The sequence below is a fragment of the Lysobacter sp. CCNWLW3 genome (assembly GCF_036697405.1).
Taxonomy (GTDB): domain Bacteria; phylum Pseudomonadota; class Gammaproteobacteria; order Xanthomonadales; family Xanthomonadaceae; genus Lysobacter.
Window position 1 is genome coordinate 63,760 of record NZ_JBAHWA010000001.1, and the last position, 23,357, is coordinate 87,116.

Here is a 23,357-nt window from a genome sequence, read left to right on the forward strand (position 1 = left end):
CTATCGTGCGTCCAGCCCCCTCGGAGCCCGTCCCATGACCACCGCCTACGACTTCACCGCCACCGATATCGACGGCCAGCCGCGCTCGCTGGACGAGTACCGCGGCAAGGTCCTGCTGATCGTCAACGTCGCCTCGCAATGCGGCTTCACCCCGCAGTACACCGGCCTGGAGCAGTTGCAGCGCAAGTATTCGGCGCAGGGCTTCGAAGTGCTGGGTTTCCCCTGCGATCAGTTCGGCCACCAGGAGCCGGGCAACGAAGCCGAGATCAAGGAATTCTGCTCGCTGACCTACGACGTCAGCTTCCCGCTGTACGCCAAGGTCGACGTCAACGGCGATCAGGCGCATCCGCTGTGGAAGTGGCTCAAGGACGAGAAGGGCGGCTTCCTCGGCATCGACGCGATCAAGTGGAACTTCAGCAAGTTCCTAGTCGGCCGCGACGGCAAGGTCATCAAGCGCTACGCACCGACCGACAAGCCCGAGTCGATCGCGTCGGATATCGAAAAAGCCCTGACTGCGGCCTGAGCCCGCCTGGTCTGACCGGTTTGGGTAGGAGCGGCGCGAGCCGCGACCGCGCCGCCACCAGCCTCTGCGCCTCAGCCCAGCCCAGCTGAGTCCGGCTTGGCTCTCTGTGGGAGCGGCGTAAGCCGCGATCGCGAAACTCCGATGCGACGCAGGTGCCGCCGAGCAGGCGGCGCACTCGTTTGGAGCGGCGCGGAGGTTCGCGGCGACGAGATCGCGGCTTACGCCGCTCCCACAGGAAGCGGCGTAAGCCGAGGTTCTCCATGCGAGGCACTGCGGAGGCGCGCCCCTCAGGCCGCGTCGTTCGCCGCCTGCAATCCGGTCGCCTCGATCGCGCGCGTGCGCGGCCGGGTACGGGCCTTGAGCCCGAAGCAGGGCCGCAGCAGCGGCACCCGCCGGATGATCGCGTGCAGCCCCCAGCAGCCCAGCACCGTGCCGGCCACCACGATCGCCGGCTCGCTGACCGGACCCAGGTGCAACGGCAGGATCCAGTAGGCGATCAGCACGATCAGGCTCTGGTGCAGCACGTACCAGGGATAGACCGCCTCGTTGGCCCAGGGCAGCCAGCGGAACGGGCGGTTGAGCAGGGCATGGCCCCAGCCCAGGATCGCCGAGATCGCGAACCAGATGTACAGGTTGCGCAGCAGCCAGACGCTGTTCTGCAGCAGGTCCGGGATGTCGTCCGGCAACGTCAGCGCCAGAGTCAGGTAGAAGCCGAACAAGCCCAGGGCCAGGCCCAGGGTCCACTTGCGCAGCCGCACCAGCTCGTTCCACAGCCCGCTGTCGTTGCCCAGCCAATAGCCGTAGAGGAACACGCTGAAATAGATCGCGTGGCGGTACCAGTCGTGGATCAGGTCGCCGGTTTCCTCGAAGTGCGGCTGCAGCAGCATGGTCGCCACGGCCAGCGGCAGCGCCGGCAGGATCACCAGCTTCCAGCCGCGCAGCCCGGCCACCATCGCGTGCAGGCGCCGGCCCAGGCCGTTGCGGAACAAGGGCAGCAGAGCGGCCAGGGCGATGGTGTAGACCCACAGATAAACCAGGTACCACAGATGGTTCCAGGTGAAGCCGTACTCCCAGCCGTCGAAGGCCTCCTTGGGCCAGGGCTGGAACTGGTAGTAACGCAGCAGGAAGTCGACGAAGCCCGGCTCGACCAGGCCGTTGGCCACGCCCTGGGCGTAGGGCTGGATCGGCACCACCACCAGGCAGCCGAAGGTCAGCGGCAGCAACAGACGCCAGCTGCGCTGGACCACGAAGCGTCCCAGCGAGGTGCCGCGCAACAGGAAATGCACCGACAGGCCCGAGATCAGGAAGATCAGGTCCATGCGCCAGCGGTTCATGAACAGCATCGGGATCTGCAGCGGCTCGGACAGGTGCGTGCTTTTCAGATGCCAGTCCCATTCGGCCACGTACAGCATGGCGCAGTGGTAGAGGATCAACAGGGCGAAGGCGATCGCGCGCAGGGCGTCGATATCGTGGCGGCGTTGCATGGTCGGTCCGCGGCAGTGGTTGGAGCGCACAGACTTGCCGCAGCGAGCCTGTGGCACAGCGCCCAGGTGACCGGTGGTGGGCCGGCAGGGACGAATCGCGGGCTTCGGGGACGGCCGGTTGCCGCGGACGCGCCCGCGCAGGCGAGAATGCGGGCATGAACTACGAACCGACCGCGGCCAGGACGGCCGACGCCGACACCGCCATCCCGCCGGCCCAGCCGGTCGCCCCGCCCAGCGCCTGGGACCGTTACCAGCCCTGGCGGCGCACCGCCGAGGTCGCCAGTTGGGTGCTGCTGTTCTCGGCCAATGCGGTCGGCGGCACCCTGACCACGATCATCGACATCCATCGGGCCGGGCTGGACATCCCCGACTGGGCGCCGGCGATCTGGGAGTCGACCAGTTGCCTGGTCGCGCTGTGCCTGGTGCCGGCCCTGGTCTGGTACACCCGCCGCGTTCCGTTCCACATCGACAGTTGGCGGCGCGCCCTGGCCCTGCACCTGCTCGGCAGCGTGGTCTGGTCGGTACTGCACGTGACCCTGATGGTGGGCCTGCGCAAGCTGGTCTACGCCGGCCTGGGCGAGTCCTACGACTTCGGCTCCTGGAGCATGGCCCTGGTCTACGAGTACCTGAAGGACGTGCGCTCCTACGCCTACATGGTCCTGTGGATCGAGGCCTATCGCCTGCTGATGCGACGCTGGCAGGGCGAGGCCAGCCTGCTGGCGCCGCCCGACGACCTGCCCGAACCGGCCACGCCCGAGCGACCCGAGCGTTTCTTGGTGCGCAAGCTGGGCAAGGAGTTCCTGATTGCGGCCGGCGAGGTCGAGTGGCTGCAGGCCTCGTCCAACTACGTGAACCTGCACCTGCGCGGGCGCGACTACCCGCTGCGCACCACCATGGCCACGATCGAGGCCCAGCTCGACCCGGCGCGCTTCGTGCGCGTGCACCGCTCGTATATGGTCAACCTGGATTGCGTGGGCGAGATCGAGCCGCTGGAAAGCGGCGATGCGCGCATCACCATGCGCGACGGCACCCGGATCCCGTGCAGCCGGCGTTACCGCGGCGCCTTGCGGCAGGAACGCCGCGCGGCCTGAGCCGCGCTAGTCGCGCGCGCTCGGCGCCGCCGGCGGCAGCAGGGCGTGCAGCTCGCGCACCAGGCGTTCGACCTTCTCCGGCGTGTAGCCCGACTGCACGTGCGCGATCCGGCCATCGCCGCCGATCAGGAAGGCGTTGGGCACCGCACGCACGCGGTAATAGCGCGCGACCGTGCCCGGATCGCGGATGAAGGTGAGATCGAGCGTCGGATTGCGCTGCAGGAAGGCGTCGTAGGCGCGCTGCGATTCGGCGTGGTTGATCGCGACGATTTCCAGGCGCCGACGGCCGACCGCGGTCTGCAGCGTCGACAACAGCGGCAGCTCGCGCCGGCACTGCTCGCACCAGCCGGCCCAGAACACCACCAGCACGGCCTTGCCGCGGTACTGGCTGACCCGGATCGAACGGCCGTCGCGGTCCAGGCCCAGCCAATCGGGCGGAAGCTCGCCGACTTTCGGCGCCTGCGCCTGCATGCTGGCTTTCGCGCGGTCGCCGTCGCCGTCGCCGGCCGCGGCCGGCAGCGCGATGCAGCACGACAGCGCGAGCAGAAGCGCCGGCAGCCACCCTCGCGCGGCCGGCAGCGGCGAGGGCGGGCGCGCGCTCATTTCTCTACGAACGCGCGCTCGTAGACGTACTGGCCCGGGGTGCCGATGCGCGGCGCCGCGCTGAAGCCGCGGCCGTCCAGCAGCTCGCGGAAGTCGGCCAGCATCTGCGGGCTGCCGCAGATCATGGCGCGGTCGTGCTGCGCGTCCAGCGGCTCGATGCCCAGCTGTTCCATCATGCGGCCGCTGGCCATCATCTCGGTCAGGCGCCCGCGCTGGTCGCGGCCGGCGAAGTCGAAGGCCTCGCGACTCACCGCCGGGTAGTAGCGCAGCTTGGCGGCGATCTGCTCGCCCAGGAACTCGTGCTTGGGCAGCTCGTTGACGATGTAGTCGCGGTAGGCCAGGTCCTGCGCGCAACGCACGCCGTGGCACAGGATCACGCGCTCGAAGCGTTCGTAGGTCTCCGGGTCCTTGATCACCGACAGCCACGGCGCGAAGCCGGTGCCGGTGCCCAGCAGGTACAGGTTGCGGCCCGGATGCAGGTCGTGGATCAGCAGGGTGCCGGTGGGCTTGCGCCCGATCAGCACCGGGTCGCCGGGCCGGATTTCCTTCAGGCGCGAGGTCAGCGGGCCGTTGGGCACCTTGATGCTGAAGAACTCCAGCTGCTCCTCCCAGTTCGCGCTGGCGATGGAATACGCGCGCAGCAAGGGCTTGGACGAACCGTCCGCCTGCGGCAACTGCAGCCCGATCATCACGAACTGGCCGTTGTCGAAGCGAAATCCGTCGTCGCGGGTGGTGGTGAAGCTGAAGTAGTCGTCGGTCCAGTGACGGACGTCCAGCACCGTCTCGGTGCCAAAAGCGGAAGACATGCGGGGCAGGGGAATGGAGCCGGGAGCGCATTGTAGCCGATTGATGAGATTGACTCTCATCTGAAGCCGAGGCGAGGCGCCGGCCTGGATCGCGACCCCGCTTCGCGCCCGCTGTCAACGGGTTTCCCCTGCCGCCCGGCGTTGCGACAATCGGCTCAGCCCGCAACCAGCGGGGGCCAGAACGATTGGACGCATGCAAGACACGAATTCGAAGTCCGCACCGCAGATCGCCGAACAGATCGCCCGCACCATCGCCGCCGAGATCGGCGCGCAACCCGCCCAGGCCCGCTCCGCCATCGCCCTGCTGGACGAAGGCGCGACCGTGCCGTTCATCGCGCGCTACCGCAAGGAAGTCACCGGCGGCCTGGACGATACCCAGTTGCGCGATCTGGAAAGCCGGCTGCGCTACCTGCGCGAGCTGGAGGACCGCCGCGCCGCGGTGCTGGACAGCATCGCCGAACAGGGCAAGCTCACCGACGCGCTGCGCGCCGATATCGAAGCCGCCGACAGCAAGGCGCGCCTGGAAGATCTGTACCTGCCGTACAAGCCCAAGCGCCGCACCAAGGCGCAGATCGCGCGCGAGGCCGGCCTGGAGCCGCTCGCCGACGGCCTGCTCGCCGACCCGAGCCTGCAGCCTGAGGTCTTCGCCGCCGCTTTCGTCAGCGAGGAGAAACAGGTCGCCGACGTCAAGGCCGCGCTCGAGGGCGCGCGCGCGATCCTGATGGAGCGCTGGGGCGAGGACGCCGCGCTGGTCGGCGAACTGCGCACCTGGCTGCACCAGACCGGCGTGATCCGCGCGCGCGTGGTCGAGGGCAAGGAGAACGAAGGCGCCAAGTACCGCGACTATTTCGATCACGCCGAAGCCCTGGCCAAGATTCCTTCGCATCGCCTGCTGGCGCTGTTCCGCGCCCGCCGCGAGGAAGTGCTGTACCTGGACCTGGAGCCCACCGCCGATCCGGCCGCCGGCCACGCCTACGGCGAAGGCCGGGTCGCGCTGCACGCCGGCGTCGCCGATCGCGGCCGCGCCGCCGACCGTTGGCTGCTCGACGCCTGCCGCATGACCTGGCGCGCCAAGCTGCACCTGCACCTGCTGCTGGACCTGTTCGGCCAGGCGCGCGAGAAGGCCGAGGCCGAGGCCATCGACGTGTTCGGCGACAACCTCAAGGATCTGCTGCTGGCCGCGCCGGCCGGCCCGCGCGCCGTGCTCGGCCTGGACCCGGGCCTGCGCACCGGCGTCAAGGTCGCGGTGGTCGACGCCACCGGCAAGCTGGTCGCCACCGACACCATCTACCCGCACGAGCCGCGCAAGCAGTGGGACCAGTCGCTGCACACCCTGCGCGCGCTGTGCGCCAAGCATGGCGTGGAACTGATCTCGATCGGCAACGGCACCGCTTCGCGCGAGACCGACAAGCTGGCCGGCGATCTGATCAAGCTCGCGCCCGATTTGAAGCTGACCAAGATCGTGGTCAGCGAGGCCGGCGCCTCGGTGTACTCGGCCTCGGAATTCGCGGCCAAGGAATTCCCGGGCCTGGACGTGAGCCTGCGCGGCGCGGTCTCGATCGCGCGGCGCCTGCAGGATCCGCTGGCCGAGCTGGTCAAGATCGAGCCCAAGGCGATCGGCGTCGGCCAGTACCAGCACGACGTCGACCAGTACCGCCTCGCGCGCGCGCTGGACGCGCGCGTCGAGGACTGCGTGAACGCGGTCGGCGTCTACGTCAACACCGCCTCCGCGGCGCTGCTTGCGCGCGTGTCCGGCCTGTCCAGCACGGTCGCGGAGAACATCGTGCGCCACCGCGACGAGAACGGCCCCTTCGCCTCGCGCAAGGCCCTGTTGAAAGTGCCGCGCCTGGGCGAGAAGACCTTCGAGCAGTGCGCCGGCTTCCTGCGCATCGTCGACGGCGAGGAGCCGCTGGACGCCTCGGCGGTGCACCCGGAGGCCTATCCGGTGGTCGAACGCATCGTCAAGCAGTGCGGCCGCGAGGTGAAGCAGCTGCTGGGCGATCCGCAGTTCGTGCGCGGGCTCAAGGCCGAGCAGTACACCGACGACAAGTTCGGCCTGCCGACGGTGCGCGACATCCTCAAGGAAATGGAAAAACCCGGCCGCGATCCGCGCCCGGAGTTCAAGGCCGCGCGCTTCGCCGACGGCGTCGAGGACCTCAAGGACCTCAAGGTCGGCATGATCCTGGAGGGCGTGATCAGCAACGTCGCCGCGTTCGGCGCCTTCGTCGACATCGGCGTGCACCAGGATGGCCTGATCCACATTTCGGCGCTGTCGGACAAGTACATCAAGGACCCGCGCGAGGCCGTCAAGGCCGGCGACGTGGTCAAGGTGCGGGTGCTGGAAGTCGACATCGCGCGCAAGCGCATCGCGCTCACCCGGCGTCTCGACGACGCGGTGCCGGCGCCGCGTCCGCCGGGCGGCGGCGACCGTCCCGGCGCGGATCGCGGCGGCGGGCGCGGCGGCGATGCCGGCCGCGGCGGGCGTCGCGACCAGGTCGCACGCGGCGGTTCGTTCGCGCCGGCGGGCAAGGGCAATGCGCCGATGGGCGGGGCCCTGGCTGACGCTTTCGCGCGCGCCAAGCAGAAGAACTGACCGTAGCGAAGGCGTCCGGCTTGGCCGGGCGCCTTCGACCTGGCTCTAGGGTGGAACGGCCTGCGGCCGGGCGGGCTGGGGAATTGGCTGTTGCCCTTGCTCTGCGGGGGTACCACGAAGGTCAACGGCTTCCGCCCGCTGCGCGTGCGGGTCACTTTCTCTTGCTTTGGCTCCCTCCTTTGGAAAAGGGTGAAGCCGTGCGTTTACGAACCGTAGGTTCGTGCGCGGCTGAACGCCAGCAGGCTATGCCTGCTGGCCGGGCGGGTTGGGGAGGATTTGCTGTTGCCCTTGCTTTGCATGGTTGGCACGAAGGTCAACGGCTTCCGCCCGCTGCGCGTGCGGGTCACTTTCTCTTGCTAGCCCAAGAGAAAGTAACCAAAGAGAAGGGCTAGCGGGACCAAATCTCTCCTGCGAGTGCTTGGCTTGCGCCGGGATTTTTCGAATGGACGTCCCTGTCCATTCGAAAAACGGCGCGCGTCCTGCGCGCCGCCCTTCGGGTCTACGGTTGTTCGCGTGGGTGCGGGGCTATGGATTCCAATGCCGGGGCAACGGCAACGGCAACGGCAACGGCAACGGCAACCGCAACCGCAACCGCAACCGCAACCGCAACAACCGCAATGGCAACGGCAACGGCTACGTCGGTCGTAGGATGTGGTGAGCCCTAGGCGAACCGCATCGTCGCGGGGCTACGCAGCGCCGCGACGGTGGGGGCGCCGGCGCGCTCTCGGGCCGAATCCGGCGGCCGCGTTGCCGTCGATAAGTACTCCGACGCGGCGATGTGCGCGAGCGCACCCGGCGGCCAGCTCATCGCCGGGTCCGCGCTCACTGTTTGCGCGGCGGATCCAGGCGCAGCAGCTTGCCGTCCTTCTCGTCGGTCAGCACGTAGACCTTGCCGTCCGCGCTCACCCGCACGTCGCGGATGCGCAGGCCCAGGGTCGACAGCAGGCGTTCTTCGCCGGCGATGCGGTCGCCGTCCAGGCTGAGGCGGATCAGGTTGCCGTCGGCCAGCGCGCCCAGGAACAGGCTGTCGTTCCACGACGATTCCGGCCGGCCTGTGTAGAAGGCCATGCCCGACAGGCCGGGCGACTTCTCCCAGACGTGGTACGGCGATTCCATGCCGGGCTTGCTCTTGCCTTCGGCTTCGGCGATCGGCATGCCGCTGTAATCGATGCCGTTGGTGATGATGGGCCAGCCGTAGTTCTTGCCGGGCTCGGGCAGGTTGATCTCGTCGCCGCCGCGCGGGCCGTGCTCGGCTTCCCACAGCTTGCCGCTGCGCGGGTCCAGCGCCAACGACTGCATGTTGCGGTGGCCGTAGCTCCAGATCTCGGCGCGCGCGTCGCTGCGGTCGGCATAGGGATTGTCGGTCGGCACGCTGCCGTCCAGGTTCAGGCGCACCAGCTTGCCCTGCAGCATCTTCAGGTCCTGCGAGGCCATGCGCTCCTGGCGCTCGCCTTGGGTGATGAAGACGTGGCCGTGCCCGTCGAAGGCGATGCGCGAACCGAAATGGTTCGGCCCGGTCAGCTTGGGCTGCTGGCGGTAGATCACCTCGACCTCGCTCAGGCCCGATTCGCCGAGCTTCGCCAACGCCACCGCGGTGCCGGCGCTGCCCTCGGGACCGGGCTCGGCATAGCTGAGGTAGAGGCGCCGGCTGCTGGCGAAGTCCGGCGCCAGCACCACGTCGAGCAGGCCGCCCTGGCCCTCGGCCCAGACTTGCGGGACGTTGGCCAGCGGCGCCGACATCGCGCCGTCGGCGCCGACCCGGCGCAGGCGCCCCGGGCGTTCGGTGACCAGGAAACCGCCGTCGGGCAGCAGCGCCACGCTCCAGGGATGCTCCAGGCCGTGGGCGATTTCGGTGACTTGCATCGGCCCGCGTTCGCTGGGCAGTTGCTGGCCCTTCTGCTGAGCCGGCGCGGGCCGCGCGGCGGCGCTGTTCTGGGCCGGGCTCTTGTCGCAGGCGATCAGGGCGCAAGCCAGGACCAGAGCGAGAGGGATGCTGCGGGAACGAAGAACCATGCGGGAAGTCTCCTTAGCGGTAACCGGCGGCCTGCAATTCGAACAGTTCGGCGTAGCGCCCGCCTTGTGCGAGCAGCTCGATGTGGGTGCCGCTGGCCTCGAGTCGGCCCTCGGCCAGCACCAGGATACGATCGGCCATGCGCACGCTGCTGAAGCGGTGCGAGATCAGCACCGCGGTGCGGTCGTCCGACAGTTCCTTGAAGCGTTGGAACACTTCGAACTCCGAGCGCGCATCCAGGGCCGCGGTCGGCTCGTCGAGGATCATGACCTGGGCGTCGCGCATGTAGGCGCGCGCGATCGCGATCTTCTGCCATTGCCCGCCGGAAAGGTCGACGCCGGTCTTGAAGCGGCGCCCGATCTGCTGGTCGTAACCCTGCGGCAGCGATTCGATGACCTGGTCGGCGAGCGCGCGCCGGGCCGCGTTGCGGATGCGTTCCTGGTCGTACATGGCGTCGATCTGGCCGACCCCGATGTTCTCGCCGGCGGTGAGGTGGTAGCGCACGAAATCCTGGAAGATCACCCCGATGTTGGCGCGCAATCCGTCCAGGTCGTACTCGCGCAGGTCGCGTCCGTCGAGCAGGATGCGGCCCTCGTCGGGGTCGTACAGGCGCGCCAGCAGCTTGACCAGGGTGGTCTTGCCGGCGCCGTTCTCGCCGACCAGGGCCAGCACCTCGCCCGCGCGCAGTTCGAAGTTCAGCCCGCGCAGCGCCCAGCGCTCGGCGTCGGGATAGCGGAAACCGACGTTCTCGAACGCGAAGCCGCGCGCGATCGGCCGCGGCACCGGCAGCGGATTCGCGGGCGAGACGATTTCCGGTTCGATCTCGAAGAACGAGAACAGATCGTCGAGGTACAGGGCCTGTCCGGCCACCTGCGAGAACCCGACCAGCAGGCCTTCCAGCAATTGGCGCAGGCGCCGGAAGCTGCCGGCCAGGAAGGTCAGGTCGCCGATGCTGAAATCGCCCTTGACCGTGCGCCAGGCGATATAGGCGTAGGCGACGTAGTAGCCCAGCGTGCCCAGGGCCGCCAGCAAGGTGCCCCAGAACGCGCGCCTCCGCGCCAGCGAGCGGTTGGCCTTGAAGAACTTGTCCGCCAGCTCGCGGTACTTGGCGATCAGGTAGCGATGGAGGTTGAAGATCTTCACCTCCTTGGCGGTCTCGACGCTGGCGCCCATCTGGCGCACGTATTCGAGCTGGCGGCGTTCCGGCGTCCAGGCGAAATTGAGCGAATAGCCCAGGGCGTTGAAATGCGCCTCGCCGACGAAGGCCGGGACCAGCGCCACCGCCAGCAGCAGGATCAGCCACGGCGCGTACACCAGCAGGCCGATCGCGAAGCTGATCACCGTGATCGCGTCCTGGACCTGGCCGAACAGCTGGCTCATCAGGTTCATGCGGCCCATGGTCTGGCGGCGCGCGCGGTCCAGCTTGTCCTGCAGGTCGGGGTCTTCGAAGTCTTCCAGGTCCAGCGTCGCCGCGTGCTCCATCAGGCGCACGCTGGTGGCGTTGGTGAACAGTTCCGACAGCAGCGAATCGCCGTAGCTGACCAGGCGGCCGAGCAGGTCCGAGCCGATCGCCAGGCCGAACTCCAAGGCCAGCAGGCCGAGCAAGGTGCTCAGCTGGCCGCCGCTCAGCGCCGCGTTCACCGATTCGAACTCGACCCCGGCCGCGACCAGGCGCACGGCCTCGTCGATGATGAGCTTGCCGACGTACAGGGTCGCGACCGGCAGGAACGCGCGCACCAGGCGCAGACCCAGGGTGATCAGGGTCAGGGCGGGGCTGGTCTGCCAGATCTGGCGCAGGAACGGCGGCAGATTGCGCAGCGCGTCGAAACGCTCGCGCAGGCTGGGCTTGCCGGACGAGCGGCCGGCGTTGCGGCCGGAAGCGGGCGGGACGGCGTCGGCGGGTGAGGGCATGGCCGGATTGTGCCTGGGCCGGGCTAGCGGATCGTGAAAGCGGCGCGGCTCATAGCCGCATGCCCAGCCAGATCACCGCTTCGGTCGACGCCGCGACCACCGCGTCGACGAGACGGGTCAGCGCATCGTCGCGGCCGACGCGCGCGGCGGCGACGTCGCGGTGCTCGAGCTCGTCCTGCACGATCGAGGCCACCGCCGCATGCGCCTGCGGGTCGCAACGCGCCAGATGCGCGAGCTGCTCCTGCAGATGGCGATTGACCACGGTTTCGACCGAGCGCGTGCAGGCCATGACCGCGCGCTCGCCGAGCAGGGCGGTGATCAGGCCCAGGGCGTAACCGCCCGCGCCGCACAGCAGGAAGCTGCGGCAGCGCCGTACGCCGCGCGCCGCCAGCGCCTCGCCGAAGACGGCCAGGTGGCGGCGCTCGTGACTCAGGAAGTCCTGCAACAGCGCGACGGAAGGACGGCGCAGCCAGCGCCCGATCAGGATCTGGGCGCGGTAGATCTGGATCGCCCCGAATTCGCCGGCGTGATCCACGCGCAGGTAGCGCAGGGCCAGCGACCGCGCCGGGATCGACGCGGGCAGTGCGGGATCGAGGCTGTGCGTCATCGCGTGGGCATCGGGGCGGGCGTGGGCGCAGCATAGCCGCGCCGGCGGCGTCGCTACCAACGCCGTCGTGCCCGCGCGACCGCGGATCAAGCGGCCGCGCGCTGCCGAACGCAGGCCAGCGCGATCGCGGTCAGCCGCTGCGCCAGCTGCGCCGGCGCCGACAGCATGGCCAGGTGGCCGGTGTCGAGCTCATGCACCTGCGGCTGCGACAGCCGCGCGATCATCGCGTCCTGGCGCGCCGGCGCCAGGCTGCGGTCTTGCCGCAGGCGCAGATAGGTCGAGGCCGCGAACGCCGGTTGCGCACGCACGGGCGTGAGGTAGAGGCCGGGGAACTCGGCGGCGTAGCGCGACACCACCCGCGCCGCGGTCGCGGCGTCGAGGTCGTGGCACAGCTCCCTGCGGATCATCGCCGCGCCCGGTTTGAGGCCGTCGCGATGGAGCCGGAACAACAGCCGCAGCAGCGTGCGTTCGACCCTGCCCAGCGCGTCGACGAAGGCGCCGCCCGGCGGCGGTACCGCCGCCGCCAGGTAGACGCAGTGCCGCAGCCGCGCGCCCAGCCGCGCCGCGAGTTCCGGCACCAGCACGCCGGCCAACGAATGCGCGACGATCACCACGTCGTCGATGCCGCGCCCATCGAGTTCGGCGACCAGAGCCCGCGCGCATTGCGACGGGGTCGCATCGGCCTGGCGACAGGGGATGTCCAGCGCGACCGCCGGCACCGCCAGGCGTTCGATCACGGCGTCCCAGACCCAGGCGCCGACGCCGGCGCCGTGCAGCAGGACGAGGGTGGGGGTGGGCATGGCTTGGTTCCTGTGCACGCGTGGAAGAGCGCGCAGGCTAGGCGGCGCGGCTGACAGCTTCTGTCAGCAGCGGCGCCTCCGGGGCCGGAGCGAGGGCCCACGATCGTGTGGCTCGGCGCGCTCCCCGGCATCGGCGCGGTGCGGCTGGGGCGGCAAGCCTTGGTCGAAGCGGATCGTTTCGGCCGCGCCCATCGCGAGCAGTCCGGCCCCGACTGGTAGAGACGCAGCGCCTCAGGCCCACAGCCGCAGCGGCCACAGCCCCCAGGCCGCGAGTACCAGCGTCCATTGCAGAATCGCCAGCATCGCCGCCGCATCCAGCTTCGCCGCCGCGCCCGCCGGTCGCAGGCGCAGGTAGCGCCACAGCCCGAACAACAGCGCCGCCGGCAGTGCGCAAGTGACCGCGGCGAGCACGCCGCTGGCCCAGGTGAGATCGCCCAGTCGCAGGAACGATTGGCGATAGAACAAGGGCAACGGCAGCAGCAGGGCCAGCGTCGCCAGCCAGGGCGCGAAGGCCGGATCGCGCACGCGCAAGCGGCGTAGCGCCGCGCGCGCGCTGCCGCCCAGCAGCAACCACAGCAGGCCCGCGGCGCCCGCGGCGAGGCTGGTCCACAGCGCCAGCAGTTTCCACAGGGCAATGCGCTGGTAGCTCTGCAGCCCGGTCGCGATCACCTGCGCGCCGTCGGCGGCGGTCAACAGCGCATGCGAGGCGACCAGCCTATCCTCGGCGCGGAACAGCGCGCCGCCCAACGGAGTCAATACGGTCGGCTTGCCCTGGAACGGGATCAGGCGCAGCGCTGCGCCCTCGCGCCGCAGGCGCGCGAAACCCAGGGTCGTGTCCAGCCACGCGAACGCGGCGAAGCGGTTGGGCGAGGGCACGTAGAAGCCTTCCCAGTCCCGCAGCGACAGGGAACTCGGCCGCGTCGGCGCGGGGGCCGCGGCCGGCAGGGCCAGGGCCTGGATCAGGCGACGGTCCAGCGCACCGTAGTCGGCCGTTTCGCTGTCGGCGTTGACCGAGAGGAAGAACGCGCGCTGCTGCTGCGGGAACAGGCAGAGCATCGCGCGGTAGCCGATCGTGCTGCCGCCGTGGCAGCGGCCGACCGCGCCATGGCGATCGCGCGTGATCAGGCCCAGCGCGTAGCCGACGTTCAAGCCGGCGTCGGCGGCCTCGGTGCGGTGCGGGCGGCCCATGCCGCGCAGCAGGGTCGGGTCGATGTAGGGCCGGCCGTCGATGCGGCCGTCGCTCATCAGGAAACGCGCCAAGCGCGCCATGTCGGTGGAGGTGGTGGCGAACTGGCCGGCCGGGCGCAGGTACGTCGGCACGATCGCATGCGCGCTGCCGTGCTCGAAATGGCCCATCGCCAGGTGCGGGTCGGCGCTGGCGCCTACCTGGCTGACGTAGGCGAAGCTGCTGTCGCGCATGCCCAGCGCCTGCAGCAGCTCGCGGTCGAGGTAAGTCTCGTAACGCTCGCCGACCACCGCTTCGATCGCCATGCCGAGCAGGGTGTAGCCGGTGTTGGAATAGGAGGTGCGTGTGCCGGGCCGGCTGCGCACGCGCACGCGGCCGCCGTCGTCGGCGAAGGCCTGCGCCAGCGGCGTGTCCGGCCCGGGCCGGGTGCTGAACACCTGGCTGAAGCGGGCGTCGTCGAGGCCGGCGCTGTGGTCCAGCAGATGGCGCAGGCGCACCGGATCGCTCTCCGCCCAGGGGTTGTCGAAGACGATGCCGGGCAGCAGCTCGGCCACCGGCTGATCCAGGCGCAGGCGGCCTTGGCTGACCAGGCGCAGCGTGCCGGTGGCCAGCAGCGTCTTGGCGATCGAGCCGACCAGGACCTTGTCGTCGGGCCGCAGGGGCAGGCCGCTGCGCGCGTCCTTGAGGCCGGCCGCGCCGACCCGCACGCCCGCGACCGGATCGGACAGGGACCAGGTCGCGCCGGTCAGGCCTTGCTGCCGCAGCGTTGCCGCCAGATCGGCGTCCAGCTCCGCGGCCACGGTGCCCGCCATCGGCAGCATCAGCAGGCCGAGCAGCCAAGCCCGCCACGCGCGTGGCGACGATGCCGTCGTTGTCCTGGTCATTGCGCGCCTGCGTGCCGGGGGGAGCGCGAGTGTGCGTCATCGTGCGCGGCCGGCCGCGTGGCCAAGGTCATGCGGACTTCGGGCAGGGGCGCAGCGATACCGGTTCCGCCCCCAGGATCAAGGGCTTATGCGCCGCGATCCGCGGCATCCCAGGCGCGCGCACGGCCGCGCCGCGCACGGCGGGTAGAATGGGGATCCCCACCGCCAGCCCGCAGCCCGCCGTGACCGCCAGCCCGTCCTCCGCCGCTTCCAGCGGCCCGGTCGTCATCCGTCAAGACGACCTGATCCAATCCATCGCCGATGGCCTGCAGTACATCAGCTACTACCATCCGGTCGACTACATCAAGAACCTCGCCGCCGCCTACGAGCGCGAGGAGAGCGTCGCGGCCAAGGACGCGATCGCGCAGATCCTGATCAATTCGCGCATGTGCGCCGAAGGCCACCGCCCGATCTGCCAGGACACCGGCATCGTCACCGTGTTCCTGGAGATCGGCATGGACGTGCGCTGGGACGGCGCGACCATGGGCGTGGAGGACATGGTCAACGAAGGCGTGCGCCGCGCCTACAACCATCCCGACAACAAGCTGCGCGCCAGCGTGCTGGCCGATCCGGCCGGCAAGCGCAGCAACACCCGCGACAACACCCCGGCCGTGGTCAACGTCAAGGTCGTGCCCGGCAACACCGTCGACGTGATCGTCGCGGCCAAGGGCGGCGGCTCGGAGGCCAAGTCCAAGTTCGCCATGCTCAACCCCTCCGATTCCATCGTCGATTGGGTGCTCAAGACCGTGCCGACCATGGGCGCGGGCTGGTGCCCGCCGGGCATGCTCGGCATCGGCATCGGCGGCACCGCCGAGAAGGCGATGCTGCTGGCCAAGGAATCGCTGATGGAGCCGATCGACATCACGCAGCTGCAGGCGCGCGGCGCCAGCAACCGAGCCGAGGAGCTGCGCCTGGAGCTGTACGAGAAGGTCAACGCGCTGGGCATCGGCGCCCAGGGCCTGGGCGGCCTGACCACGGTGCTGGACATCAAGGTCAAGGATTACCCGACCCACGCCGCCAACCTGCCGGTGGCGATGATCCCGAACTGCGCGGCCACCCGCCACGCGCATTTCACCCTCGACGGCAGCGGCCCGGTGATGCTGGACCCGCCGTCGCTGGAGGATTGGCCGAAGCTGACCTACGACGCCTCCAAGGGTCGCCGCGTCGATCTCGACACGGTCACCCCGGAAGAGGTCGCCAGCTGGAAGCCCGGCGAAGTGCTGCTGCTCAACGGCAAGCTGCTGACCGGCCGCGACGCCGCCCACAAGCGCATGGTCGACATGCTCAACAAGGGCGAAGCGCTGCCGGTCGACTTCAAGGGCCGCTTCATCTATTACGTCGGCCCGGTCGATCCGGTGCGCGACGAAGTGGTCGGCCCGGCCGGCCCGACCACCGCCACGCGCATGGACAAGTTCACCGAGCAGGTGCTGGCGCAGACCGGCTTGCTCGGCATGGTCGGCAAGGCCGAGCGCGGCCCGGTCGCGATCGAGGCCATCAAGAAGCACCGCTCGGTGTATCTGATGGCGGTCGGCGGCGCGGCCTACCTGGTGTCGAAGGCGATCAAGGCCTCGCGCGTGGTCGGTTTCGCCGACCTGGGCATGGAGGCGATCTACGAGTTCACCGTGCAGGACATGCCGGTGACGGTGGCGGTCGACAGCGCCGGCGAGTCGGTGCATCAGACCGGCCCGAAACAATGGCAGGCGCGGATCGGCAAGATCCCGGTGGTGGTCGAACCGGCCTGATTGGCCCAATCGCCGTCCTCCGACGCCCGGCTCACGCCGGGCGTTGCGCTTCAAGCCTTCTGTGGGAACGGTTTACGCCGCGATCGCGAAGCCGCAAGCCCAAGCGCGACCCGGTCATCGAGGCATCCGACTGCTTGGCGGCGCTTGCGTGGGGTCGGCGATAACGCGATCGCGGCCTACGCCGCTCCTACAGACAGCGGCGCGCCGCTACAACTGCCGCGCCAGCTCCGCCAGCATCTGCTGGGTCTCGGCCTTGGCCAGGTACTCCTTGGCCATGAACTCCAGCGCGATCAGGTTGGTCGAGCTGGTGTCGTCCAGATCGTCCAGGCCGATATGCAGGTGCTCCTGCATGCGGAAGTAGCCCTCGCCGACCAGCTGGCGGGCGATGTAGTCGACCGAGTCGGTGTTGCCGTCGAACAGCACGTCGATGATGGGCACCGCCCATTCCAGCGCGCCCCATGCGCGCGCCGACGACAGCGGAATGCTGCGGGTGCGCTCGCCGGTGCCCACCGACAGCACGACCAGGTCGCGGCTGTTGTCGACCTGGGCGTCCTTGCGCAAGGCCTCGGCGATCGCGCAGGCGGTGGGGTTGTTGGCGACCACGCCGCCGTCGATCAGGGCGCAGTCGCGGCCCTCGATCCGCATCGCGTGCGCGGGGAAATAGGTCGGCGCCGCCGCCGAGGCGCGGCAGACCTCCCACAGCGGCAGGTCGCGGTGCTTGGCGTTGAAACTCTTGAACATCACCGGCGTGCGCGACACGGTGTCGTAGGCGGTGATCAGCAGCGGCACCCGGACCTCGCCCAGCGTGGTCTCGCCGAACACGGTCTTGAGCACCTGCTCCAGGCCCTCGCCGTCGTACTTGGGCGCCGACATGCCGGCTGCGAGCACCGCGCCGGCGCGCGTCCACAGGCGTTCGGCGATGCCGGGGAAGATGCTGTGGCGGTGATCGCGGTAGAGATCGGCCATCTTGGCCGGCGCCAGGCCGATCGCCAGGCCCGAGGCGACGATGGCGCCGGTGGAGCTGCCCGCCAGCAGATCGAAGGCCCGCGGCAAACCGGGCTTGCCGGCCTGGGCCAGGGCCTGCTCGACGCCGCCCAGCCACAGACAGCTGACCAGGCCGCGGATGCCGCCGCCGTCCAGCGACAGAATGCGGCGCATTTTCATGGGAAGTCTCGCGCTTGCATGGGGTAGGGCGAGCCTACCCCAGCACGGTCGCGCGGTTTGCGAACGCGCGGCCCGCGCGAATGCGGTTTCGTGCGCTCAGTACCATTCCAGCAGCGACACGCCCAGGCCGATGTAGGTCGCGCGGTGGTTGTAGTCGATCATGCTCTCGCCGTAGCCGTCGAAGATCTGCAGGCGGCCGCGCAGCGAATTGTGGATCGGAAACGCCCAGTCGAACTGGACCGCGCCGTGCGAACGATCGCCGCCGCGCAGCGAATGCCGCGCCATCAGGCTGAACTCGTGGCCGCCGCGGCGGTGGACCAGGGTCAGGTCGCCACGGCCGATGTAATCCTCGATGTCCGGATTGTCGTCGTCGTTGCCGTCGGAGACGCGCCACCACGGCCGCAGCGTCAGCGCCCAGTTCTCGCGGTCCAGGCCGATGTTGGCGACCACGCGGTTCCAACTGCGCGAGAAAGGATCGGCGCGGCCGTTGGACTGGTGGTTGAGGCCGATCGCCGCCATGCGCCCGTTCCAGCCGCCGATGCGGTAGTTGTTGCGGAACACCAGCAGCACTTCGGGTTCGTAATTGGTCTCGCGGAAGGGGCGCGAGTTGTCGCCGTTGTAGACCTGCCAATGCGAACTCTGGGTGTAGCCCATCCAGATGTCGCCGTTGTCGCCGAACAGGTTCTCCACCGCCTTGGTCTTGAAGCTGAGCTGGAACTTGGCCTCCACGCTGGTCAGCGACTGCGGCGTGGCGACCTGATTGCGCGGATTGGGCGAGTAGGGCAGTTCGTTGACGTTGCTGGTCCAGAACGCCGGCAGCAGGTAGACCGGCTTGTAGGCGCGGAAGTTGAACACGCCCAGCTTGGAGTCCTTGGCCAGCTCCCAGCGGCTGTCGAGCAGGCCGCCCTTGCCGGCGTTGGCGATCGCGCTGTCCAGCGGCGCCTCGTTCGGATACAGATCGTTGCGGCGCGCGTGCTCGGATGCCGACGCGTCCGGCGGCGCGCGGCCCTCGATCTGGTCGGCCAGCTCCAGATTGCGCTGGATCGCCTTGGCTTCCTTGGCCGCCACGTCGGCGGCGCGGGTGTCCGGGGCCTGCCGGTTCAGCGCCTTGTCGTAGCAGGCCAGGCGGTCGGCATCGCCCGAGATCGCGGTGCAGGCCTCGGGCGTGGCCGGGGCCGGCGCCTGTTGCGCGGATGCGGCCCAGGGCAGCGCCGCCGCCAGCGCCAGCAGCAGCGGGTGGGCGCAGGCGCGGGATCGGGCGGGGCGGCGGGCGGTTGAATTCATTGCGGGCATCCATGGTCGAAGCGGTTACGCAGACAGTGTGTCTTCCACTGCCTGCGGTTTCCAGCTTCGATGCGGTTCGTCATTTAGTATCGACGCTCGCCGCGGGCGAAACTCGCGACTAAATAAACGCCTAGAAAATCCAGGCCGCGACGAACAGCGCCACCATCGCGAAGGCCAGCCCGAGTTTCAGCACCGTGCCGACCAGGATGCCGACCCAGGTGCCGACCCCGACCTTGGTCGCCTGGCCGAGCTGACGGCTGTGGATCAACTCGCCGCCCAGGGCGCCGACGAAGGGGCCGGCGAACAGGCCGATCGGCCCGAAGAACAGGCCGGCGAAGGTACCGGCCATGGCCCCGATCAGGGCCAGCTTGCTGGCGCCTACGCGCTTGGCGCCCATCGCGGTGGCCAGGAAATCCACCCCCAGCGAGACCAGGGTCAGCAGCCCCAGCACGGTCAGCATCAGCCAGCCGACCTGCTGGAAACCGCCGGCCCAGGCGGCCAGCAGCATGCCGGCGAAAACCAGCGGCAAACCCGGCAGCGCCGGCAGTACCGTACCGGCGATTCCGACCAGGATCAGCAGCCCGGCCAGCACGTAATAAACAGTGGTGAAATCCATCCAGAACCCCCGTCCGGACAGGCTGTCCGGGCTGTTTGCATTTTGCCCCATAGCGGGGTAAGTTGCGGGCGCTGTGTTTGCCAAGGGTCACCGTGAATCGTGGCCCGATGCGGTTGATCCTCGATCCGCTACATCGTTGCACCTCGCTTCCTCCTTGCAACCAGCACGCAGCGCGAGCTGCGGTTAAACAACCAACGTTTCAAGGAGCAAGTAAAAATGTCGAACCGTGAATTCGGTACCGTCAAGTGGTTCAACGATGCCAAGGGCTTCGGCTTCATCAGCCGCGAGAACGGCGAGGACGTGTTCGTGCACTTCCGCGCGATCCAGTCCCAGGGCTTCAAGAGCCTGAAGGAAGGCCAGAAGGTCTCCTTCACCGTCGTGCAGGGCCAGAAGGGTCTGCAGGCCGACGCCGTCGAACCGCTGTAAGGCAACACCCCTGATCGAAGCGTCGCCCGCAAGGCGGCGCTCAGGACCTGAAAAACCCGGCGCGAGCCGGGTTTTTCTTTTTCCGAGATTTATTTTCGGCGCGTGCGCGCCGCCGAAGCCCGCGTCTGCGATTTTGTTTTGGGAAACTTGCGATTTCGAAACATAAAGAAAGCGGCCCGTCGCAACGGGCCGCTTTCCGGTATCGCCGCGCCGATCAGTTCTGGAACGGGGTGTTCTCGGCGAAGTACTCGTGGTTATCGGCATTATCCAAAGCGTTGGTCGGATTGCTGATCGCGAGATTCTTGGCGCCGGTCTGGCCGTAGACGTGATCGTCGGTGCCGGCGACCGCGTTGAAGTGGCTCATCTCGTGGATCAGGGTGCCGGCCTTGGAGTCGGTGCCGGTCAGCGGCGCGTTCCAGAACGCCCTGCAGACGTAGATCTCGTACGGCCGGTTCGGATACACGTAGGCGTAGGCGCTGCTGGTGCAGCCGCAGTTGATGGTGATCTGGCCGCTGTTCTGGTCCATCGCCGCGTCGATCGAGACGAAGTGCTGGCGCGCGGTGCTGTAGCGCGACGAGGTATAGGCGCCGAACCAGGTGGTGTAGCGCGCGCCGACGGTGCCGCCGTTGAGGTAGCCCTTGGCGTTCTCGGAGTAGTTGCGCGCCGCGGTCACGGCCTGGCCGGCGGTGTTGATGCGGGTGCTGGTGCAGCCGACGTAGTTGACGCCGTTGACCACCTGGGTCGGACCGACCGGCTTGGCCGCCGCGCTCACGCGCTGCGACGCGTCGAGCTTGGCGCCGCCGTCCAGCCACAGGCGCAGCGGCGCGCTGCGCGCGCTCATCGGCAGGCCGTTGGCCTGGTTGAGCAGCTTGCGGTCGTCGGTGGAGGCGAACTGCAGCGGGGCGTTGTAGGTGACGGTGTAGTCGCCGGCCTGCGACAGGTCGTAGGCCGAGGCCAGGTCGACCACCACGCGGTAGGTCTCGCCCGGACGCAGGATCGCGAAGTCGGCCGCCTGCGGCGCGCCGCGCTTGATCATCGGGCCCTGATAGTCGAGCTTGACGCCGTCGACGCTGACTTCGAACAGATTGGCGTCCAGCACTTCGGTCGGCAGCTGCCACTTCGGCAGGCGCACGGTGCGGCGGCTGGTGTTGGTCACCGCGATCTCGACCGCGCCCTGCAGCGCGTCGGCGCTGAGCGCGTTGGCGCCGCCGTCGAAGGCCTGGATGCTGACGCGCAGCGGATTGGTCGGGGCGGCGGGGCCGGCGGCGGTGGCCGCGGCGATGGCGCCGGCCAGAACGGCGGCGCCGGAAACGACGTGCAGTAGCTTCATGCGGCTGGTCTCCATGTCTTCGTCTAGGCGAGGCCCGCGGGGGCGGACCTGCCGACACTAATCCTCCCCGCGCGGTTTACGCGGCGTCGGCCGTCGCGATGTCCGCCTGGTTGTGTGATTGCGGTTGCAGTGTGCGAATCCGCCCGCGGATGTTGCTGCGCAGCATGGCGCGGCCGGCATCGGCGCAAAAAAAAGCGGCCCGCCGTAGCGGGCCGCTTCCGTATCGCCGGCTCGGGGCTCAGCGCACCCAGGCGCGGCCGTTGTAGACGCGCACGTAGCTGCCTTCGCGGATGCCGCCCAGATCGTTCTGGGTGACCACCGTGGTGCGGCCGTCGTCCATGCGCACGTAGACGTTGAAGCGGCCGTTGTCGACGCGGTTCTGGATCGCGTTGCCGGCGATCGCGCCGCCGACCGCGCCGGCCACCGCGGCGACGTTCTGGTTGCCCTTGCTGCCGCCGGTGTGGGACGAGATTTCATGGCCGGCCACCGCGCCGACGATGCCGCCCAGGACGGCGCCGGTCTTGCTGGGCGCGGAGCCGCCGGCCAGCTGCTCGATCCGGGTCACGGTGCCGCAGTCGTAGCAGTTGGCCGGGGCGTTGCCGTAGCTCGGCTGCGGATTGCCGTAGCCGGAGGAATAGCCCGGTCCCGTGGCGCAACCGGCCAGGGCCAGGGTCGCGGCCGCGGCGATGCCGAGCAGGCGTAGATTCTGGATGTTCATTCGGATCTCCTGCGGATGGAGGGGCGAGTGGCGAACCTCGCCACGCGCCCACCAAGCTAGGCGGCCCTGCGTGAACAGCCGATCAACCGTTCCTGTGCCTCGACGTGGTGTTCAGCTCGCGGCGGGACTCGCGTCTGGCCTCAGCCCTTGAAGTCCTGGTGGCAGGCGCCGCAGGCGTCCTGGACCTGCTTGTTCATCGCGCCGACGCCGGCGCAATTGAGCGGCGGACTGGCGAGCGCACCGTCCAGGGCGGCGCGGAACTTGCTGGCGTGCGCGCCGAAACGGGCATCGTCCTTGAGGTCGGGGAAGGCCCATTCCAGATCGTCGGCGGTGGTGCGCAGCGCCTTGACGTGGGGCAGGGTGTCGGTGGCCGCGCAGCGGTTCTCCTTGACCCGGCTGTCGAGCTGCTGGAGGTGCCAGGCCTGCACGTGCATCAGGCTGTCCGGGAACGGATCCTGCCGCGCCTGCCAAGCCCGCATCAGCATCACCGTGCCGATCGCGCCCATGACCAGGCCGATCAGGAACAGGAACAGGTATTTCCTGCCGTTGCCCTTACGCGGGGCGGCGACGCTGTTGGGCTGGGTATCGTTCATTGCCTGGCCTCCATCCAAGATGGCCGAACCTTAACACGCAGCGTTGCGCGTTCCGCCACCGGCTCGGGCGCGACGCGCCCGTACAATGCGCGCATGAGCGAAAACACCCTGGCGCCCGCATGGCGGGAACGCTTCGCCGGCATCGACCGGCTGTACGGCATCGGCACCGTCGCCCGTCTGTCCGCCTGCCGCGTCGCCGTGGTCGGCATGGGCGGCGTGGGCTCCTGGGCGGTCGAGGCCCTGGCGCGCAGCGGCGTCGGCCATCTGTGCCTGATCGACGCGGACGATTTGTGCCTTTCGAACACCAACCGGCAGCTGCCGGCGCTGGACGGCCACTACGGCCGGGCCAAGGTCGAGGTCATGGCCGAGCGCTGCCGCGCGATCAATCCCGAGATCGGCCTGGAGGTGGTGCAAAGCTTCCTGACCCCCTCCAACCTGGATCAGTTGCTGGACCGCGACTACGACCTGGTGCTGGACGCCTGCGACAGTTTCCGCAGCAAGGTCGAGCTGATCGCCTGGTGCCGGCGACGCAAGCGGCCGGTGATCGCGGTCGGTTCGGCCGGCGGCCGCACCGATCCGACCCTGGTGCGCGTGCGCGATCTGTCGCGCACCGAGCACGACGCGATGCTGGCGCTGATCCGCAAGAAGCTGCGCGGCGAGTTCAACTTCCCCAAGAATCCGGACCGCTACTTCGGCGTCTCGGCGATCTATTCGCTGGAGAACGTCAAATACCCGCAGGCCGACGGCACCGTTTGCGGCCTGCGCCCCAAGCTGGACGCGGATGCGGCGTTGAAGCTGGACTGCGGCGCCGGCCTGGGCGCGGCCACCCACATCACCGGCGCGTTCGCGTTCGCGGCGGTGGGCAAGGCCTTGGAGATCCTGCTCAAGCCGAAAGCCGCGGCGGCCTGAGCGCCGAGGGGTAGGAGCGGCATAAGCCGCGACCGCG

General features: G+C 69.3%; 20 protein-coding genes and 1 pseudogene. 7 read left to right on the top strand and 14 right to left on the bottom strand.

Translation table 11 applies throughout. From position 1 onward, the window contains the following. Window positions 1–34: 34 nt before the first annotated feature. Window positions 35–523, top strand: a complete 489-nt coding sequence (locus V1318_RS00315; RefSeq protein WP_332936738.1) for a glutathione peroxidase — start codon at window positions 35–37, stop codon at window positions 521–523. A 287-nt stretch (window positions 524–810) separates the two neighbouring features. On the opposite strand, the gene V1318_RS00320 is transcribed toward V1318_RS00315, so the two are convergent. Further along, complete coding sequence (locus V1318_RS00320; protein WP_332936739.1) at window positions 811–2,007, bottom strand: acyltransferase family protein; 1,197 nt, start codon at window positions 2,005–2,007, stop codon at window positions 811–813. 155 nt (window positions 2,008–2,162) lie between these two features. On the opposite strand from V1318_RS00320, the gene V1318_RS00325 reads away from it, so the two are divergent. Beyond that, on the top strand, window positions 2,163–3,098 hold the full coding sequence (locus V1318_RS00325; RefSeq protein ID WP_332936740.1) for a LytTR family DNA-binding domain-containing protein: 936 nt from the start codon (window positions 2,163–2,165) through the stop codon (window positions 3,096–3,098). A gap of 6 nt (window positions 3,099–3,104) precedes the next feature. Here V1318_RS00325 and V1318_RS00330 read toward each other — a convergent pair whose 3' ends face one another. Beyond that, the gene (locus V1318_RS00330) at window positions 3,105–3,701 is read right to left on the bottom strand and encodes a TlpA disulfide reductase family protein (RefSeq protein WP_332936742.1); all 597 of its coding nucleotides are present in this window, start codon (window positions 3,699–3,701) and stop codon (window positions 3,105–3,107) included. After that, window positions 3,698–4,507, bottom strand: coding sequence for a ferredoxin--NADP reductase (locus V1318_RS00335; RefSeq protein ID WP_332936744.1), 810 nt, complete (start codon window positions 4,505–4,507; stop codon window positions 3,698–3,700). Before V1318_RS00335 ends, V1318_RS00330 begins: the two co-directional genes overlap by 4 nt. Window positions 4,508–4,700: 193 nt before the next feature. On the opposite strand from V1318_RS00335, the pseudogene V1318_RS00340 reads away from it, so the two are divergent. Continuing rightward, window positions 4,701–6,893: pseudogene (locus tag V1318_RS00340) on the top strand (Tex family protein); the annotation flags it as partial. A gap of 724 nt (window positions 6,894–7,617) precedes the next feature. Next, complete coding sequence (locus tag V1318_RS00345) at window positions 7,618–7,758, top strand: hypothetical protein (RefSeq protein ID WP_332936746.1); 141 nt, start codon at window positions 7,618–7,620, stop codon at window positions 7,756–7,758. Window positions 7,759–7,922: 164 nt separating this feature from the next. Here the strand turns inward: V1318_RS00345 and V1318_RS00350 are convergent, their stop codons facing one another. From V1318_RS00350 to V1318_RS00370, 5 genes are all read right to left on the bottom strand, one after another. Further along, window positions 7,923–9,113, bottom strand: coding sequence for a PQQ-dependent sugar dehydrogenase (locus V1318_RS00350; protein ID WP_332936748.1), 1,191 nt, complete (start codon window positions 9,111–9,113; stop codon window positions 7,923–7,925). 13 nt (window positions 9,114–9,126) lie between these two features. Then, window positions 9,127–11,022 (bottom strand): ABC transporter ATP-binding protein, encoded by a 1,896-nt coding sequence (locus V1318_RS00355; protein ID WP_332936749.1) that lies wholly within the window; start codon window positions 11,020–11,022, stop codon window positions 9,127–9,129. 49 nt (window positions 11,023–11,071) lie between these two features. Then, complete coding sequence (locus tag V1318_RS00360; RefSeq protein ID WP_332936751.1) at window positions 11,072–11,629, bottom strand: demethoxyubiquinone hydroxylase family protein; 558 nt, start codon at window positions 11,627–11,629, stop codon at window positions 11,072–11,074. A gap of 86 nt (window positions 11,630–11,715) precedes the next feature. Then, the gene (locus V1318_RS00365) at window positions 11,716–12,429 is read right to left on the bottom strand and encodes an alpha/beta fold hydrolase (protein ID WP_332936753.1); all 714 of its coding nucleotides are present in this window, start codon (window positions 12,427–12,429) and stop codon (window positions 11,716–11,718) included. 231 nt (window positions 12,430–12,660) lie between these two features. After that, complete coding sequence (locus tag V1318_RS00370) at window positions 12,661–14,499, bottom strand: serine hydrolase domain-containing protein (protein WP_332936755.1); 1,839 nt, start codon at window positions 14,497–14,499, stop codon at window positions 12,661–12,663. A 188-nt stretch (window positions 14,500–14,687) separates the two neighbouring features. Between V1318_RS00370 and V1318_RS00375 the strand changes: the two genes are divergently transcribed. Beyond that, window positions 14,688–16,280 (top strand): fumarate hydratase, encoded by a 1,593-nt coding sequence (locus tag V1318_RS00375; protein ID WP_332936757.1) that lies wholly within the window; start codon window positions 14,688–14,690, stop codon window positions 16,278–16,280. Between the two features lie 207 nt (window positions 16,281–16,487). On the opposite strand, the gene V1318_RS00380 is transcribed toward V1318_RS00375, so the two are convergent. The 3 genes from V1318_RS00380 to V1318_RS00390 form a co-directional block, all read right to left on the bottom strand. Then, on the bottom strand, window positions 16,488–17,444 hold the full coding sequence (locus V1318_RS00380) for a patatin-like phospholipase family protein (RefSeq protein ID WP_332936759.1): 957 nt from the start codon (window positions 17,442–17,444) through the stop codon (window positions 16,488–16,490). A gap of 96 nt (window positions 17,445–17,540) precedes the next feature. Then, window positions 17,541–18,728, bottom strand: a complete 1,188-nt coding sequence (locus tag V1318_RS00385) for a phospholipase A (protein WP_332936761.1) — start codon at window positions 18,726–18,728, stop codon at window positions 17,541–17,543. Between the two features lie 130 nt (window positions 18,729–18,858). After that, a complete protein-coding gene (locus V1318_RS00390) occupies window positions 18,859–19,344 on the bottom strand; it encodes a DUF456 domain-containing protein (protein WP_332936762.1) in 486 nt (161 codons plus the stop codon). A gap of 216 nt (window positions 19,345–19,560) precedes the next feature. On the opposite strand from V1318_RS00390, the gene V1318_RS00395 reads away from it, so the two are divergent. Continuing rightward, the gene (locus tag V1318_RS00395; protein ID WP_055906256.1) at window positions 19,561–19,770 is read left to right on the top strand and encodes a cold-shock protein; all 210 of its coding nucleotides are present in this window, start codon (window positions 19,561–19,563) and stop codon (window positions 19,768–19,770) included. Window positions 19,771–19,984: 214 nt separating this feature from the next. On the opposite strand, the gene V1318_RS00400 is transcribed toward V1318_RS00395, so the two are convergent. The 3 genes from V1318_RS00400 to V1318_RS00410 form a co-directional block, all read right to left on the bottom strand. Beyond that, on the bottom strand, window positions 19,985–21,100 hold the full coding sequence (locus V1318_RS00400; protein ID WP_332936767.1) for a M35 family metallo-endopeptidase: 1,116 nt from the start codon (window positions 21,098–21,100) through the stop codon (window positions 19,985–19,987). Window positions 21,101–21,338: 238 nt separating this feature from the next. Then, window positions 21,339–21,818, bottom strand: a complete 480-nt coding sequence (locus V1318_RS00405; protein ID WP_332936768.1) for a glycine zipper 2TM domain-containing protein — start codon at window positions 21,816–21,818, stop codon at window positions 21,339–21,341. Window positions 21,819–21,958: 140 nt separating this feature from the next. Beyond that, on the bottom strand, window positions 21,959–22,411 hold the full coding sequence (locus V1318_RS00410) for a hypothetical protein (RefSeq protein WP_332936769.1): 453 nt from the start codon (window positions 22,409–22,411) through the stop codon (window positions 21,959–21,961). A gap of 108 nt (window positions 22,412–22,519) precedes the next feature. Between V1318_RS00410 and V1318_RS00415 the strand changes: the two genes are divergently transcribed. Further along, on the top strand, window positions 22,520–23,320 hold the full coding sequence (locus V1318_RS00415) for a tRNA threonylcarbamoyladenosine dehydratase (RefSeq protein WP_332938274.1): 801 nt from the start codon (window positions 22,520–22,522) through the stop codon (window positions 23,318–23,320). Window positions 23,321–23,357 lie beyond the last annotated feature (37 nt).